The organism is Sphingomonas sp. UNC305MFCol5.2 (genome assembly GCF_000712135.1).
Taxonomy (GTDB): Bacteria; Pseudomonadota; Alphaproteobacteria; order Sphingomonadales; family Sphingomonadaceae; genus Sphingomonas.
On sequence record NZ_JOOE01000003.1, the window covers coordinates 599,974 to 615,150 of the forward strand.

Annotated in this window: 13 protein-coding genes; 3 read left to right on the forward strand and 10 right to left on the reverse strand. The window is 66.8% G+C overall.

Going from position 1 to position 15,177, the window contains the following annotated elements; genetic code table 11:
* Window position 1 precedes the first annotated feature (1 nt).
* Window positions 2-352: a flagellar hook-basal body complex protein FliE gene (fliE, locus tag BR78_RS0114610; protein WP_037566740.1), complete on the reverse strand. Its 351-nt coding sequence runs from the start codon at window positions 350-352 to the stop codon at window positions 2-4.
* Entirely contained in the window at window positions 349-1,593 is a 1,245-nt protein-coding gene (locus tag BR78_RS0114615) for a sigma-54 interaction domain-containing protein (RefSeq protein ID WP_029724329.1), read from the reverse strand. Before BR78_RS0114615 ends, fliE begins: the two co-directional genes overlap by 4 nt.
* A 219-nt stretch (window positions 1,594-1,812) precedes the next feature.
* On the opposite strand from BR78_RS0114615, the gene BR78_RS0114620 reads away from it, so the two are divergent.
* The 3 genes from BR78_RS0114620 to BR78_RS0114630 all read left to right on the forward strand — a co-directional run bounded on the left by BR78_RS0114620 (window position 1,813) and on the right by BR78_RS0114630 (window position 8,729).
* Window positions 1,813-2,631 carry a flagellin N-terminal helical domain-containing protein gene (locus BR78_RS0114620; RefSeq protein WP_029724328.1) on the forward strand — a complete coding sequence of 273 codons (819 nt, stop codon included), beginning with the start codon at window positions 1,813-1,815 and terminating at the stop codon, window positions 2,629-2,631.
* 188 nt (window positions 2,632-2,819) lie between these two features.
* A complete protein-coding gene (locus BR78_RS0114625; RefSeq protein WP_029936830.1) occupies window positions 2,820-5,462 on the forward strand; it encodes a glycoside hydrolase family 3 protein in 2,643 nt (880 codons plus the stop codon).
* A gap of 183 nt (window positions 5,463-5,645) precedes the next feature.
* Window positions 5,646-8,729 carry a TonB-dependent receptor plug domain-containing protein gene (locus tag BR78_RS0114630; RefSeq protein ID WP_029936831.1) on the forward strand — a complete coding sequence of 1,028 codons (3,084 nt, stop codon included), beginning with the start codon at window positions 5,646-5,648 and terminating at the stop codon, window positions 8,727-8,729.
* A gap of 67 nt (window positions 8,730-8,796) precedes the next feature.
* Here BR78_RS0114630 and BR78_RS0114635 read toward each other — a convergent pair whose 3' ends face one another.
* The 8 genes from BR78_RS0114635 to BR78_RS0114670 all read right to left on the reverse strand — a co-directional run bounded on the left by BR78_RS0114635 (window position 8,797) and on the right by BR78_RS0114670 (window position 14,979).
* The gene (locus BR78_RS0114635; protein WP_029936832.1) at window positions 8,797-9,531 is read right to left on the reverse strand and encodes a sigma-70 family RNA polymerase sigma factor; all 735 of its coding nucleotides are present in this window, start codon (window positions 9,529-9,531) and stop codon (window positions 8,797-8,799) included.
* Window positions 9,532-9,560: 29 nt separating this feature from the next.
* A complete protein-coding gene (flhA, locus tag BR78_RS0114640; protein WP_029936833.1) occupies window positions 9,561-11,609 on the reverse strand; it encodes a flagellar biosynthesis protein FlhA in 2,049 nt (682 codons plus the stop codon).
* 35 nt (window positions 11,610-11,644) lie between these two features.
* Window positions 11,645-12,541: a hypothetical protein gene (locus tag BR78_RS0114645; protein ID WP_029936834.1), complete on the reverse strand. Its 897-nt coding sequence runs from the start codon at window positions 12,539-12,541 to the stop codon at window positions 11,645-11,647.
* 62 nt (window positions 12,542-12,603) lie between these two features.
* Window positions 12,604-12,915 carry a flagellar protein FlgN gene (locus BR78_RS0114650; protein WP_029936835.1) on the reverse strand — a complete coding sequence of 104 codons (312 nt, stop codon included), beginning with the start codon at window positions 12,913-12,915 and terminating at the stop codon, window positions 12,604-12,606.
* The gene (gene flgM / locus BR78_RS0114655; protein ID WP_029936836.1) at window positions 12,902-13,192 is read right to left on the reverse strand and encodes a flagellar biosynthesis anti-sigma factor FlgM; all 291 of its coding nucleotides are present in this window, start codon (window positions 13,190-13,192) and stop codon (window positions 12,902-12,904) included. Before flgM ends, BR78_RS0114650 begins: the two co-directional genes overlap by 14 nt.
* A gap of 70 nt (window positions 13,193-13,262) precedes the next feature.
* On the reverse strand, window positions 13,263-13,784 hold the full coding sequence (locus tag BR78_RS0114660; protein ID WP_029936837.1) for a flagella basal body P-ring formation protein FlgA: 522 nt from the start codon (window positions 13,782-13,784) through the stop codon (window positions 13,263-13,265).
* 50 nt (window positions 13,785-13,834) lie between these two features.
* Window positions 13,835-14,329, reverse strand: coding sequence for an OmpA family protein (locus BR78_RS0114665; RefSeq protein WP_029936838.1), 495 nt, complete (start codon window positions 14,327-14,329; stop codon window positions 13,835-13,837).
* Window positions 14,326-14,979, reverse strand: a complete 654-nt coding sequence (locus BR78_RS0114670) for a motility protein A (RefSeq protein WP_029936839.1) — start codon at window positions 14,977-14,979, stop codon at window positions 14,326-14,328. The genes BR78_RS0114665 and BR78_RS0114670 overlap by 4 nt, the downstream gene beginning before the upstream one ends.
* Window positions 14,980-15,177: the final 198 nt, after the last annotated feature.

Consider the following 15,177-nt stretch of genomic DNA (forward strand, 5'->3'; position numbering starts at 1 on the left):
ATCAGACCGGCATGCTCATGATGTCCTTGTATGCGGACAATAACTTGTTGCGGACCTGCAGGGTCGCCTCGAAGCCGACCGAGGCCTGCTGACGGGCGAGCATCACCTTGGCGATGTCGATCGTCTCGCCGCGTTCGTACGCTTCGGAGAGCGCACCGGCCTGGGCCTGCGCCTGATTGACCGACTTGAATGCGTCCTGGAACGTGTCGGCGAAACTAGCCGGCTTGCCCTCGGCGGGCGCGGTCGGCGCGGGCGCCTGCTGGGCACGGGTGAGCGCGGCGTTGCGCTCGAGGATCTGCGCGCGGAGCGCGAGGACCCGGTCGACGCTCATCGGCGCGGTGACGCCGCTCATGCCGAGATCGCCTGCGCGATGTCTTCACCCTGTTCGCGGGCCTTGGCGAGGCGGTAGCGCAGGGTGCGCTCGGAGATGCCGAGGCGCTTCGCGGTCTCGATCCGGCTGCCGTTGCACTCGGCGAGCGTCTCGCGGATCGCCTGGAACTCGTGCATCTGGACGATGTTGCTCAGCGTCTCGGGACGCTCCTGCCGCAACTCGGGGCGGCGATCGAAGATCAGATGCCCGGCCTCGATGACGTCGCCAGGAGCGAGCAGCATTGCGCGCTGGATGACGTTCTCCAGCTCGCGGACATTGCCTGGCCAATCATGGTCGGTGAGCACTTCGAGCGTCTCGGGCGTAATCCAGGGCAAGGTGGAACGGGTGCCCATGTGGCGCAGGACCATTGCTGCGGTGAGCGCGGCGATGTCGCCCGTGCGCTCCGCGAGCGCCTTGGTCGCGAGCGGGAAGACGGCGAGACGATAATAGAGGTCGGCACGGAAGCGGCCGGCGGTGACTTCGCCATGCAGGTCGCGATTGGCGCAGGCGATGACGCGGACGTCGATCTTCTCCGGGGTCGTGCCGCCGATCGGCACGACCTCGCGCTCCTGCAGCGCGCGGAGCAATTTGGCCTGGAGCCCGAGCGGCATCTCGGCGATTTCGTCGAGCAGCAGAGTGCCGCCATTGGCGGCGCGGAAAAAGCCCTGTCCGCCCGACGACGCGCCGGTGAACGAGCCCTTGTGGTGGCCGAACAGCATTGCCTCGAGCATCGTCTCGGGCAGCGCCGCGCAATTGATCGCGACGAAGGGGCCGTCGCGGCGGCTGGAGCCCATGTGGATCGTCTTGGCGAGAACTTCCTTGCCGGTGCCGGTGGGGCCGTTGATCAGCACGGTGATGTCGGAGGCGGCGACACGCTCGGCGAGCGCGAGCAAGGCGAGGCTCTCGGGATCGGCGGCGACGGGCTCATAGGGTCCGCGCGCCATCGCGCTGGCGAAACCGGCACCGATCGCGGCGTCGTCGCTGCCATAGGAAAGGCGAGCGGGGTTGCCGTCGCGGAAGGGGATCGCGGTGCGGTCGCCTTCGCCCAGGATCAGCGTGCGTGCCGGTGCGGGCGGGACCTCGCCCTCGGCGATCAGAAAGAGATCCTGCGTGCCGGACTTCCCTCCCTCGCAAGATCCGATCGCGAAGCCCTGCGCCCGAAGCGCCGAAACCAAAGCATATTTCTGCCGGAGAACCGCTGCCGAAGGAACGATCGAGCGCATGTGTAATCCCCCCTGATTGCGGTCTATGTGCCGCCAAGTTGGTTAACGCGCCGTAAAACTACGTAATGACGCACTTCTGCGGTTCCGGCGCGTCTACGCGCGCGCGTGATGGACGATTTTTTTGCTTAAGCAGGGAAATGGCCTGCCGTTCCTTGGCTTGGCGGCTCCGGGCTCCCGTTCAGGGGGGACGCGGGAAGCCGACGAGCATGGAGATTGATCATGACTGTTATCGGAACCAACACCGCGGCGCTTCGCGCCTCGAACGCGTCGAACAGCGCCAACAAGCTGCTCGGCACCGCTATGGAGCGCCTGTCGACCGGCAAGCGCATCAACAGCGCGAAGGACGACGCCGCCGGCCTCGCCATCGCCTCGACCATGACCGCATCGATCCGCGGCATGAACCAGGCGATTCGCAACGCCAATGACGGCATCTCGATGGCGCAGACCGCCGAAGGCGCGCTCGAAGAAGTCACCAATATGCTGCAGCGCATCCGCGAGCTGTCGGTCCAGTCGGCTTCGGGTACCTATTCGAGCACCGACCGCACCAATCTGCAGACCGAAGTCGCGGCACTCGCCACGCAGATCACGAGCATCCTGACCAACACCGAGTTCAACGGCGTCAAGCTGTTCGACGGCAGCGCCGGTACTTCGGGGGTCGTCACCATCCAGGCCGGCTCGACCGCAGCCGACACGGTGGACCTGACCTTCAGCGATATCGACCTCGATGCCGCCGTCGCGCTCGACATCTCGACCGACACCGCCGCTTCGGCCGCGCTGACGACTCTCGACACCGCGCTGACCACCGTCAACACGGCGCGTGCCAGCCTCGGCGCCGGCCAGAGCCAGCTCGAATCGGTCGTCAACAACCTGACCTCGAACGTCGCCAATCTGAGCGATGCGCGCAGCCGCATCCAGGACGCCGACTTCTCCGCCGAGACCACTGCGCTCGCCAAGGCGCAGATCCTGAGCCAGGCCTCGACCGCGATGCTGGCCCAAGCGAACCAGAGCCAGCAGACGGTTCTTTCGCTGCTCCGTTAACCGCGTGCCGGTCGGGGTGTCACCCCCCTGACAGGCACCGCGGCCGGTCACCTCTTCCTTCCGGAAGAGGGCGCAAGGGGAACCCCGGTGGTCCGCGTGACCACCGGGGTTTTCCTTTGCCCATCGTCCTGACTGGTAGCGCTACCAGAAATGCGATAGCCTCTTCGCAAACAGAATGGAGAGGTTGTGTGACGAGGAAGGTTACGATCGCGCTCGCCCTGCTGGCATCGAGTGCATGGGCACCGCTGGCAAGCGCGCAGACCGCCGCGCCCGGGCTGCTCGGCGATCCCTCGGCCACGCCCGAGCAGCGCGCCCGCGACGTGATCGCGCGGATGACGCTGGAGGAGAAGGCACACCAGCTCGGTCATACCGCCCCGGCGATCCCGCGGCTCGGCGTGCCGCAATATAATTGGTGGAACGAGGGACTGCACGGCGTCGCGCGCGCGGGCATCGCCACGGTGTTTCCGCAGGCGATCGGGATGGCGGCATCGTGGGACCCGCCGCTGCTCCGGCAGGTCGGCGACACCGTGTCGACCGAGTTCCGCGCCAAGTTCGTCGAGCGCCGCCTGCCCGACGGCGGCAGCGAATTCTATCGCGGGCTCACCGTCTGGTCCCCCAACATCAACATCTTCCGCGATCCGCGCTGGGGCCGGGGCCAGGAAACCTATGGCGAGGATCCCTATCTCACCGGCCAGCTGGGCACCGCCTATATCGCCGGACTGCAGGGCAACGACCCGAAGTTCCTGAAGACGGTTGCGACGTCGAAGCATTTCGCCGTCCACAGCGGCCCCGAGAGCAACCGTCATCGCGAGGACGTCCACCCGACGCCGCACGACCTGGAGGACACCTATCTCCCCGCGTTCCGCGCGACGGTGACCGAGGGCAAGGTCGAATCGATCATGTGCGTGTACAACGCCGTCGACGGCGTGCCGGGCTGCGCGAACAGCCGGCTGATGGAGGATTACCTTCGCAAGAGCTGGGGATTCAAAGGCTATGTCGTGTCGGATTGCGGCGCGGCGGCGAACATCTACCGGCCCGACTCGCTGCATTACACCAGGACCGCGGCCGAAGGAGTCGCCATCGGGTTCAAGGCGGGCATGGACCTGATCTGCGGCGACTATCGCAATCACATGACCACCGAGCCCGAGAACATCGTCGCGGCGGTGAAGTCGGGGCAATTGCCCGAAACCGTGATCGACCGGTCGCTCCAGCGCCTGTTCGAGGCACGCATCCGCCTCGGCCTGTTCGATCCGCAACCTCCCTTCGCGGACATCGCCGCCAAAGATTACGACACGCCCGAGCATCACGCGGTCTCGCGGAAAATGGCCGAGGCGTCGATGGTATTGCTCAGGAACGAAGGCGATCTGCTACCGATCAAGGGCACGCCGAAAACGATCGCAGTGATCGGCCCCAATGCCGACAGCTTCGATGCGCTGGTCGGCAATTATTACGGCACGCCCTCGAAGCCGGTGACGGTGCTCGACGGCATCCGGGCCCGCTATCCCAAGGCGAAGATTCTCCACGTCCAGGGCACGGGGCTGATCGGCCCGGCGGAGCTGCCGGTGCCCGACAACGCGCTGTGCGTCGACCTCGCTTGCCGCACGCCGGGACTCAAGGCCGAATTCTTCAAGGGCGTCGAGCTCGAAGGCGCGGCGATCGAGACGCGCGTGGACCCCAACGCCCGCTTCGAATGGCGCGGCGATCGCGCGACGTCCGCGCGCTGGACCGGCACGCTCGTCGCGCCCGAGAGCGGCGAGTTCGGCTTCCGCTTCGCGAGCGAGAACGGCTATCGCATCTGGGTGGGCGACAAGCTCGTGGTCGACGAATGGGGCGTCGGCGATGCGCCTTCGATCCTGTCGGGCACGATCACGCTCGAAAAGGGGCACAAATACCCGCTGCGGGTCGAAGCCTTCCAGCGCGGCCAGCGCAGCAGCCAGCAACTCGTCTGGAGCTTGCCGAGCGGCGACGGCGACCATGCCGTGGCGGCGGCGAAGCAGGCGGACCTCGTCCTGTTCGTCGGCGGCCTGTCGGCACGGATAGAAGGCGAGGAGATGAAGGTGAAGGCCCCCGGTTTCGCCGGCGGCGACCGCACCAGCCTCGACCTGCCCGCACCGCAACAGGCGCTGCTCGAACGCATCCACGCGACCGGCAAGCCGGTGGTGTTGGTGCTGATGAACGGCAGCGCGCTCAGCGTGAACTGGGCTGACGCGCATGTCCCCGCGATCGTCGAGGCATGGTATCCCGGTAGCGAGGGCGGGCATGCGGTGGCCGGGCTGATCGCGGGCGATTACAGCCCCGCCGGGCGCCTGCCGGTGACCTTCTACAAATCGGCCGACCAGCTTCCCGCCTTTCCCGATTATCGCATGGCGGGACGGACCTATCGCTACTTCACCGGTGCGCCGCTTTACCCGTTCGGCCACGGCCTCAGCTACACCCGTTTCGGCTATGCGGCGCCCCGCCTGGGCACATCGGCAGTGACGGCGGGCGGGGCCGCCGAAGTGTCGGTCGACGTCACCAACCAGGGCCAGCGCGACGGCGACGAGGTCGTCCAGCTCTATGTCTCGCACCCGGGCGTGGCCGGCGCGCCGGTTCGTGCGCTGCAACGCTTCGAGCGGGTGCATCTGAAGCGCGGCGAAACCCGTCGAGTGACCTTCACGCTCGATGCGCGGGCGCTGAGCGTGGTCGGCGAAGACGGCGTGCGCCGGGTGTCGCCGGGACAGGTCTCGCTATGGATCGGCGGCGGGCAGCCGGGTTCGCGCCCGGGCCTGCCGGCGGTGGCAGGCGTTGCGGCGCAGCTGGAGGTTTCAGGAAGCGCCGTGCTTCCGAAATAGGCAGACATCCTCCGGATCGCCGGATGTGCGGGTGTTGTAGGGATACAACACGCTAAACTTTTGTTGTGCCCACATTTACAAAATGTTTCCGACAGGCCAGTTGTGGAAATATTGGCACGCGGGGGGACGCACCGTGTGTGCCTAGCCGACCCGTCAACAGGCGGGCGTTCAGGGAGTTTTTCAATGCTGTTCCACAATCGATCGGCCGCGGCATCGCTGCGGCGCGGAGCTGCGCCGTTCGCGCTGGCGCTCGGGCTGCTTGCCGGCCCCGCTTTCGCGCAGGACGCGCAGACCACGCCGCAGGCTGAAGTTACGCAGCCTGCCGTCCCGGCCGCGGAAGGCCAGGAAGACACCATCGTCGTCACCGGATCGCTGTTCCGGCGCACCGATACCGAGACTCCGTCCCCCGTCACGGTGCTGACGTCCGAGAATCTCGAGCGCGCCGGCATCACCACGATCTCCGATGCGATCCGCTCGATCTCGGCCGACAGCGCCGGCTCGATCGGCACCGGCTTCCAGACCGGCTTCTCGGCCGGTGGCTCGGCCGTGTCGCTTCGCGGCCTCGGCGTTTCGTCGACGCTGGTGCTGGTCGACGGCCTGCGTTCGACCAACTTCCCGATCAACGACGACGGCCACAACGCCTATGTCGACCTGAACTCGATCCCGTTCAGCCTCGTCGACCGGGTCGAAGTCCTGAAGGACGGCGCCTCGTCGACCTATGGCGCCGACGCGATCGGCGGCGTGGTCAACATCATCCTCAAGAAGCAGTTCAACGGCATTGCGGGAACGATCGAGGGCGGTGTCGCCGAGCGCGGCGACGCATCGCGCATCCGCGGCAACCTCACCGCCGGCATCGGCGATTATGAGGCGAACGGCTGGAACGTCTACATCAACGGCGAGTATCAGCGCGACGGCCGCGTCTCCAACCATAGCCGCGGCTTCCCGTACAACACGCAGGATCTGACCCGGATCGGCGGCAACGACAACAACACCGCCGACAGCGGTCTCACCGTCAACACGCCGACCGCCTATGTCGTCCGCACCACGCAGACCGACCTCAACAACCCGCTGAGCGGCGGAACGGCGGTGATCAACGACGCCGGCCAGTCCTACGCGACCTATACCGCGCTCGGCATCGCCAATTGTGCACGCCCGACCTATTCGGTCACCACGGGCGCGGCGCGCGGCGTCGGTTGCCCGTACGACCTGACCGACCTCTATCGCCAGATCCAGCCGCTGCAGGAGCGCTATTCGGCGAATGGCCGCCTGAGCGTGCGGGTCAATGACAATATCGAGGCCTATGTCACCGGCAGCTTCAGCCGCAGCTACGTCTCGATCACCAGCGCCTTCCCGTCGGCGATCCGCCAGACCCAGCCGTTCGGCGGCAGCCCGCTGGTCGCGACGAGCAATCCTGGCGTGGTGCTGCCGTATTTCGTCTGCTCAGCAGGCGTGAATTGCGCGACGGCGGCGGATCGTCGCCTGAACCCCAATAACCCCTACGCCACCAATGCGGCCGCAACCGCGGCGATTGCGAGCGCGAACGCCGCCCGGATCTATTATCTGTTCGGCGACATCCCCGGCGGCAGCGAGCGCACCAACGACGTGTATCGCGCGACCGCGGGCCTCAACGGCAGCTTCGGCGACGATCGCTGGAACTGGCGAGTCGAGGGCGTCTATGCACGCGACAATCTGGAGATCACCCAGCACGGGCTGATCAACATCGCGGCATTGCGCAACGTGATCAACACGGGCGCGTACAACTTCGTCAATCCGACGCAGAACAGCCAGGCGGTGCGCGACTACCTCGCGCCGGACAAGACCACGCCGTCGCACTCGGAGCTCTATTCGCTCGACGCCTCGATCACCGGCCAGGTGGCCCAGCTGCCCGGCGGGCCGTTGCAGATCGCCGTCGGCGGTCAGGTGCGCCGCGAGAAGCTGGAGAACAACAACCAGAACGCCGCGCTCGACACCTATGGGCTGACCACCTCGTCGGCCTTCGGCGCGCATACCGTGTACGCCGCATTCGCCGAGATCGATGCACCGATCCTGTCGTCGCTCGACCTCAACCTGTCCGGCCGGTACGACCATTATTCCGAGGGCTATGGCCGCTTCTCGCCGAAGGTGGGCGTCAAGTTCACGCCGGTTAAGGAGTTCGCGATACGCGGCACCTATTCGCAAGGCTTCCGCGCCCCGACCTTCGCCGAGGCGGGTCCGCGCAGCCAATATGCCGGCTTCGTGACCATCACCCCGCCGGGCGCGTTCTGCGCGCAGCATGGCGGTTCGTCGACCCCGACGGGTGCCTGCAGCAACGGCGGCAATCCGTACAACTTCCAATATTCGGTGGGTCGCGGTTTCGCGGGCAATCCCGATCTCGAGCCGGAAAAGTCGCGCAGCTTCACTGCGGGCGTCATCTTCCAGCCGGCCAAGTGGTTCAGCGCGACGGTCGACTATTATAACGTCAAGAAGAGCAACCTCGTGGCGAACGGGCCGCTCGCTGGCGCCGCGATCAACGCCTATTATTCGGTCGCGGGCAACAGCTATCCGACGCCGGCGGCAGCGTCGGCGGCAGGGTGCGCGGCGGTGGCTGCGGTCGGTCCGGGCTATACCTGCAATCTGATCGACGGCGTCGACCCGCTGTTCCCCAACGCGCTGCCTCGCCTGCTGATCGTCAACGCGCCGTTCGTGAACGTGAATTCGGACAAGACCGAGGGTCTCGATTTCTCGGCCACGGTCTCGGCACCGTTCAGCGACGACATCAAGTTCACCAGCCGCGTCGAGGCGACGTACGTTCTACGCTATGACCGTGACACGGCGGCGGGCATCCAGAAGTTCGCGGGTTCGTTCGGGCCTTACGACCTGTCGTCGGGCAACGGCACGCCGCGGATCCGCGGCAACTGGCAGAACACGCTCGATTTCGGCAACTACACGATCACCGCGACGGCTTATTATGTCGGCCGGATCAAGGAAGTCGCGACCGATCAGGGCAACCTGTCGACGGATTGCACCGCGAATCTCTACAAGGTTCCGGCCTCGGCGCCGGGCTACGAAAAGTTCTGCTACGTCAACAGCTTCATCAATGTCGACCTGAACCAGACCATCCGGGTCAACGACAAGTTCACGTTCTGGGTCAACGTCCTGAACCTGCTCGACGCACGCGCACCGGTCGCTCCGGCGGCCTATGCGAGCGCACCGAACTTCCTGACGACTTGGCACTATGCCGGCCTGATCGGCCGCCAGTTCCGGGCCGGCGCTTCGTTCAAGTTCTAGGAGCTGAGCGCTTCCTCGCGCGTCAAGACGGCGGTCTCCTTCGGGAGGCCGCCGTTTTGGTATGCGCTCAGCCCAGCCGGCGCTGGAGCGCGCGCTTCAGACGGGCATGCGCCGAGGCCTTGATCTGGCAGATGCGCGCGGCACCGACGCCGAGCACCTGGCCGATCTCCTCGAGGTTCAATTCCTCGACATAATAAAGCTGGATCACCTGCGCCTCGCGTGTCGGCAGCTCGCCGATCGCCGCGATCAGCGCCTCGCGCTGGTCGCCCTCGGCAAGCTGGTCGAACGCGTTGGGCTCTTCGGACATGAACCAGGGCGATTCGTCCGAATAGAGATCGTCGATCGAATCGAAGCGCACCGCCTCCGCGCTGGCATATTCGGCGCGGAGTTTCTCAGGGCTCACACCGAGCTTCTCCGCGACCTGCGCGTCGCTCGGCGCATGGCCGAGTTCGGTGGCGAGCGCGGATATCGTTTCCTGATAGGCTTTCCGCCGCCGCATCGCGCCACGGGTGAGCGTCGCCTGGCGGCGCAACTCGTCGATCATCGCGCCGCGCAGCCGCGTCATCAGATATTGCTCGAACGTCACCTGCCCGCGATCCTCGAAACCGCTGACCGCCTCGATCAAGGCGACCATGCCGATCTGGATCAGATCCTCGACTTCGACGATCGAGCTCATCGAGCCGTGCACGTGCCACGCGATCTTGCGGACGAGCGGCAGGTGCTTGCGCACCATCGCCTCGGCGTCGCGTTGCGGCGAGGGCGCGCGTTCATAGGTCAGCGGCGTGGGTGCGAGAGAAGCCATGTCTTTCAGGTTCCCCGGTGTGAATGCGTTCATGCGGGCAGCGCCTCCGGCGCGCCGATCACCGCGACGACTTCGACGGCCTTGTCCTCGGGCACTTCGAAGAAGCTCATCACCGGCGTGTCGGGAAGAATGGTCTTGACCAGCTTGCGGATCGCGACGCGGATCGCCGGCTGGACGACGAGTGCGAAAGGCTTGGCCTCGGCGATCAGCGGACCGGCGGCGCGCTGGAGCGCCTCGGCGATGCGGCGGCCGAGATCGGGCTCGATCGTGTGGCGGCGCGAAGGATCGGAACGGACCGCTTGCCCCAGCAGCGCCTCGAGCTGGCCTTCGAGCGTCATCACGCGCAACGGCTCGCGCACCCCGCATAGCCGCTGGATGATCAGCGGGCCGAGATCGGGACGGATCAGCTCGAGAATCTCCTCGGCATCCAAGGTCCTCTGCGCGGCGACTGCGATCGCCGCGGCGATCCGGCGGAATTCCTTGAGCGGCACATTTTCCTGGAGCAGCCCGCGCAGCACCGTAGTGAGCGTGGTGAGCGGCACCGGCTGCGGACAGAGCGAGGCGACCAGTGACGCGGCGCGTTCCTTGAGCCCATCGAGCAATGCCTGGACTTCGTCGGGTCCGAGCAGATCGGCGGCATTCTGGATCAGCACGTGGTTGAGATGCGTTGCGATCACCGTGCCGGGATCGACGACGAGATAGCCCGCGCCGGTCGCCGCATCGGCATCGCCGCCGGCGATCCACACCGCGTCGAGCCCGAAGGTCGGGTCTCGGACCGGCTTGCCCGGCAGCTTGCCGACCGCCTGCCCGGTGTCGAGTGCGAGCATTTCGTCTGGCGAGACATGGTCCTCGCCGATGACGACGCCGCCGAGGATGATGCGATAGGTGAACGGCGCGAGGTTGATGTCGTCGCGCACGCGGACCTGCGGCACGACGAAGCCGAGCTCCTTCGATAGCTGGCGGCGCACGCCCGTGATCCGGCCCATCAGCGGGCCGCCGCGGCGCTCGTCGACCAGCGGCACGAGTCCGTAGCCGATGTCGAGCATCACCTGCATATTGTCGGTAACTTCGTCCCAACCGATCTTCGAAAGATCGACAGGCTCGGCCGCCGGCGGGGGCGGCGGCAACCGTTGGGCAATCTTCCGAAGCCTCCACGCCGCAAGCCCGGCCGCAGCGGCGGCGGGCAGGATCACGAAATGCGGCATGCCCGGCATCACCCCGAGCAGCCCGAGGATCACCGCGACCGGAGTCCAGGTCTTGTGGCTGCCGAATTGGCTGCCGATCTGGCCGGCGAGGTCGTGCTTCGAATTGACGCGCGTGACGATCGCGGCGGCGGCGATCGACAGCATCAAGGCGGGCAGCTGCGCGACCAGCGCATCGCCGATCGCGAGCATGATATAGCTCTGCGCCGCGTCCCCCACCGCCATTTGGTGACTGACGACGCCGAGGATCAGGCCGCCGACGATGTTGATCGCGAGGATCAGCAATCCGGCGATCGCGTCGCCCTTCACGAACTTGGACGAACCGTCCATCGCGCCGTAGAAATCGGCTTCGGTCGAGACCTCGACGCGGCGCGCGCGCGCTTCGTCGGGCGTGATCAGCCCGGCGTTGAGATCGGCGTCGATCGCCATCTGCTTGCCGGGCAAGGCATCGAGCGTGAAGCGTGCGCTGACTTCGGAGACGCGGCCTGCGCCCTTGGTGACGACGATCATGTTGATGATCATCAGCACCGCGAACACGACGATGCCGACGACATAGTCGCCGCCGATCAGGAAGGTGCCGAATGCCTCGATGACATGCCCTGCAGCCGCGCCGCCCTCATGCCCGTTGACCAGAACCACGCGGGTCGAGGCGACGTTCAAGCCGAGGCGGAACAAGGTCGCGAACAGCAGAACGGTGGGGAAAGCGGAGAAATCGAGCGGCTTCTGCGCATTGAGCGCGACCATCAGCACCGCGAGGCTGATCATGATGTTCATGATGAAGAAGGCGTCGAGCAGGACGGCCGGGATCGGCACGACCAGCAAGGCGACGAGCAGCAGGATCGCGCCCGGCAGCGAGAAGCTCCGGAGCGCCGGCATCACGCCGGCGGGCAGGGCAAGTCCGTTCACGAGGATCAGGCCCCCAGTTTTGCGAGCATGAGATAAGCGAGCTTCGCCGTCTCCGGCGTCGGCCGGAACGGATTGACGGTCACCTGCGCGAACGGATCAGAAGCGAGCGGGTTGCCGCCGGAACGCGAGGTCTTGAGCTGCGCGAGGGTCGTCTCGATCCAGTGCCGGTCGCTGTCGACCGCGCCATTGCCGAGCACCACCTCGCCATCGCCCATGCCCAGAGCGTCGATGCCCTTCGAAAAGTCCTCGAACGCATCCGACGCGAGCCCGGTCGCGCCGACCGCGGCAGCGCCCCGGTCGAGCTTGCCGGCGAAGCGGGCATAGATTTCGCTCAGTGTGCGGGGCTGGCCATTCGAGGCGTAGAAGATGTTGCGATTGGCGCGCGCGGCGGAGGGAAACATCGCCGCGCCGGTACGATCGGGACTGCTCTCCATCGCCCCGAGAAACTTCGCGGCGCCGCCCTGGCCGAGGAAATGCGCCATGTAGAGATCGGTGCCGGTCGCCGGCCGGCCGAGCCGGTCCTCGAGCGCGGCCTTGTTGTCCGATGCGTGTTCGGCCGCCATCAGCGCCGCGGTGCCGGGATCGCTGCGCATTTCGAGAATCGCGCGGCGGACCGCAGGATCGCTCACCACGTAACGGCCGCTCGACGTCTGGCGGATCGAATCCGCGGCCCAGCCGAGGCCATGCTCCGCACCGTGATTCTTCATCACGCCGAGCCAGCTCTGCTCGATGAATTGATAGAGACCGGTGGCGCTGGAGGTGGCGGCGCGCGCATTGGCGCGCATGCCGCTTTCCACCTGCGCCTGACCCAGCAGATAGTTGAAGTCGATTCCGGTCTTGCGGCTGGCGGCGGCGATCGCCGTCTGGATGCCTGCTTTGGTATTGACCGATACGATGCTCATCGATCCCTGATCCGACTGCCCTTGGTAGGGCAGGGATCAGCAAGGACCGTGCCAGCCCGTTCTCAGGCGATGGCGTACCCGCCCGGCCGATACGCTGGAGCCGTCTCGCCGGAAAGAAGTTGCAGGCGGCGGCGAACATTTGCCGCCATCAGATTGACGTAGATCCGGCAGGTCTCGTTGAGGCGGTGCGCCTCGGCGGCAAGTTCCTTCACCTCTCCCGAGGGTGCCTCGCCGTCGAACAAGGCGACGGTGTCGATGCCGGAGAGCTTGGCGCGCGTCGCGGCTTCGAGTGCCGAAACGTCGTTGGCCTTCAGCGCCGCGATTTCGGCGTGAAGCGATTCGATGACGGTGATGAGCGCGTCACGCCGCGTCATTGGGGCTCCATTCGAGCTTGAGCGCGAGCAGACGGTCCGCGATCGTCGTCGGATAGATCGGGAATTTGCCGTCCTCGATCGCCTTGCGGATTCTCGCTACCCGCTCAGCATCGATCGGGGGCCTGGCCGCCATCGCGCTCGACAGTTCGGCGGCGGTCGATTCGACCGTCTTCACCTCGTTCGCAGGCTTGGCCGCCGCCACCGGAGCGGCGGGAGCGACCGGCACAATGCGACGGTCAGCGACCGCGCCTGCCTTGTTGCCGATAGAGTCCACCATTGCCGCTTCCTCGGGAAACTGTTCCTGCAGCGATAGGAACGGCCGCTTTGGGGGCGGCTTTAGGAAAAAATCATTCGGTCCGTCCGGGCAGGCGCGCGCGGCCGGATTCGAGCGCCACTGCCTGGATCGGCGGCTTCTTCTCGTCGACCTTGACCATCAGCCGCGCGCCTGGCGCGGCATCGCCCATCGCGATGCCGTCGCGCGTGATCGAAAAGCCAGTCGAACCCGCCTCGACAGTGATCGGATCGCCGCGGCGGATCACGGGCGCGAGCCTGACCGGCGAAGCCGGCATCTCCGCGGTGACCAGCGGCGCGGCCTTGGGCTGGGGCACGGCATTGACCGGTACATAGAGCTTCCAGGCAGGCGCCATGCAGCGGACCACCACGGCGTCCTTCGTCTCGCTGCGCCATTCGAGCTGAGGCGCTGCACAGGCCTGCAGCTTGAGCCGGGTATCGACCGGCGCGCGCGCGCCGCCCTGCTCGCCTACGCCCATGCCGGTGAACTGGGCGACGATCGTGTCGAGTACGCGCGTCGACTGGAAATCCTGTGCGGCCGCCGGCGTGGCGACGGCAAGAGCGAGGGAGAGCAGCATCGAAGTCTCCTTGAACGAAAGGCGGCAAGGCCGGGTTGCCGGGCGGCAGATCATTGCCGGCCGCCGTCATAACCGAGGGAAAGCACCGCGCGGCGCTGGCCGCGGGCAGTGACGATGGCGATGCGTTCGGGCGCGACCGCATGTGCGCGAACCAGCATCGCCGCGACGGCGCGGGCGCGGTCGGCGGCGAGGATCGGGCCGCTGCCGGTGACCGGGTCGACGTCCTCGGTGCTGCCATCGACTTCGCCGATGATGCGCAGGCGCGTGCGCGGGTCCGATGCGGCCGTGCGCGCCCAGGCGAGCGCCGCGGCGCCGTTCGGAAGCCGCGCCGAGCCGGGCGCGAAGCCGGTGACGGCAGCGAGATCGACCGGCATCGCCGGCGTCTGCTCCTTGATGCCGAAGCCGGCGCGGAAGCCGGCGGCGAGCGTGTTCGGATCCACCTGATTGGCCTGAAGGAGCACGAAGAAGCCGACCAGCAGCAAGGCGAGATCGGCGAGCGTGGTCAGCCAGATCGGCCGCGCGGGGAGATCGTCTTCGAGCGTCATGCCGCGAGCTCGCGTGCATGGCGGGGCTCGACCGTGGCGAGGGCTGCGAGCGGGGCGACGAGCCGGGCGCGCTCCTGCGCCTCGTGCCGGGCCTGGCGCTTGAGCCGCGACGCCACCGGCGTGGCGATCAGGCAGGCGATGACTGCGCCGTATAGGGTGGTGAGCAAGGCGACTGCCATCGCCGCACCGATCGTGGCGGGATCGCGCATCGCCGTGAACATCTGCACCAGCCCGATCAGCGTACCGATCATCCCCATTGCCGGGGCGATATCGGCCGCACCGCTCCACATCTCGGCGGCGGCGCGGTGGCGTTCGAAGCGCGCGAGGCCGCGCTGTTCGAGCAGCTCGGTCACCTGATCGGCCGAGGCGCCGTCGACGATCGCGGCGACGGCGGCGGCGGTATCGGGATCGGCGATCACCGAGCGATCGAGCGCGATCACCCCGTGGCGGCGCACGATCCGGGCGAAGGCGGCGACTTGCGCGATCAGCGGCTCGGCATCGAAACGGTGGCGCACCAGCGTGCGGAGCGCGGCGACGCCATGGCCCAGATCGCCCAGCGGGGTACGCAGCACGACGGCGACCACCGTCCCGCCAAGCACGATGGCGAGCGCGAGCGGATCGAGAAAGGGGCCGAAGTTTGCGAACGTCATGCACAAGCAGGTGCAAGGCCCGGGCCAATTCCACCTCGGGCTCCGATGGTCGAGTTCTTACCGTCATCCCGGCAGGCGATTGCCGTCGGACCGGCAAGACTTTGCCGTTTTAGAGGGAGGACTCACATTCTTCCCTCGTCACCCCGGCCCTGAGTCGGGGTCCCGCTGCCCTTGGTAGAGCAGAAGAAGCGGGATCCC

Bases quoted from the DNA above. Each gene is read 5' to 3' on its own strand.
- fliE (WP_037566740.1), bottom strand. From the start codon at position 352: ATGAGCGGCGTCACCGCGCCGATGAGCGTCGACCGGGTCCTCGCGCTC.
- BR78_RS0114615 (WP_029724329.1), bottom strand. From the start codon at position 1,593: ATGCGCTCGATCGTTCCTTCGGCAGCGGTTCTCCGGCAGAAATATGCT.
- BR78_RS0114620 (WP_029724328.1), top strand. From the start codon at position 1,813: ATGACTGTTATCGGAACCAACACCGCGGCGCTTCGCGCCTCGAACGCG.
- BR78_RS0114630 (WP_029936831.1), top strand. From the start codon at position 5,646: ATGCTGTTCCACAATCGATCGGCCGCGGCATCGCTGCGGCGCGGAGCT.
- BR78_RS0114635 (WP_029936832.1), bottom strand. From the start codon at position 9,531: ATGGCTTCTCTCGCACCCACGCCGCTGACCTATGAACGCGCGCCCTCG.
- flhA (WP_029936833.1), bottom strand. From the start codon at position 11,609: ATGCCGGCGCTCCGGAGCTTCTCGCTGCCGGGCGCGATCCTGCTGCTC.
- BR78_RS0114645 (WP_029936834.1), bottom strand. From the start codon at position 12,541: ATGAGCATCGTATCGGTCAATACCAAAGCAGGCATCCAGACGGCGATC.
- BR78_RS0114650 (WP_029936835.1), bottom strand. From the start codon at position 12,915: ATGACGCGGCGTGACGCGCTCATCACCGTCATCGAATCGCTTCACGCC.
- flgM (WP_029936836.1), bottom strand. From the start codon at position 13,192: ATGGTGGACTCTATCGGCAACAAGGCAGGCGCGGTCGCTGACCGTCGC.
- BR78_RS0114660 (WP_029936837.1), bottom strand. From the start codon at position 13,784: ATGCTGCTCTCCCTCGCTCTTGCCGTCGCCACGCCGGCGGCCGCACAG.
- BR78_RS0114665 (WP_029936838.1), bottom strand. From the start codon at position 14,329: ATGACGCTCGAAGACGATCTCCCCGCGCGGCCGATCTGGCTGACCACG.
- BR78_RS0114670 (WP_029936839.1), bottom strand. From the start codon at position 14,979: ATGACGTTCGCAAACTTCGGCCCCTTTCTCGATCCGCTCGCGCTCGCC.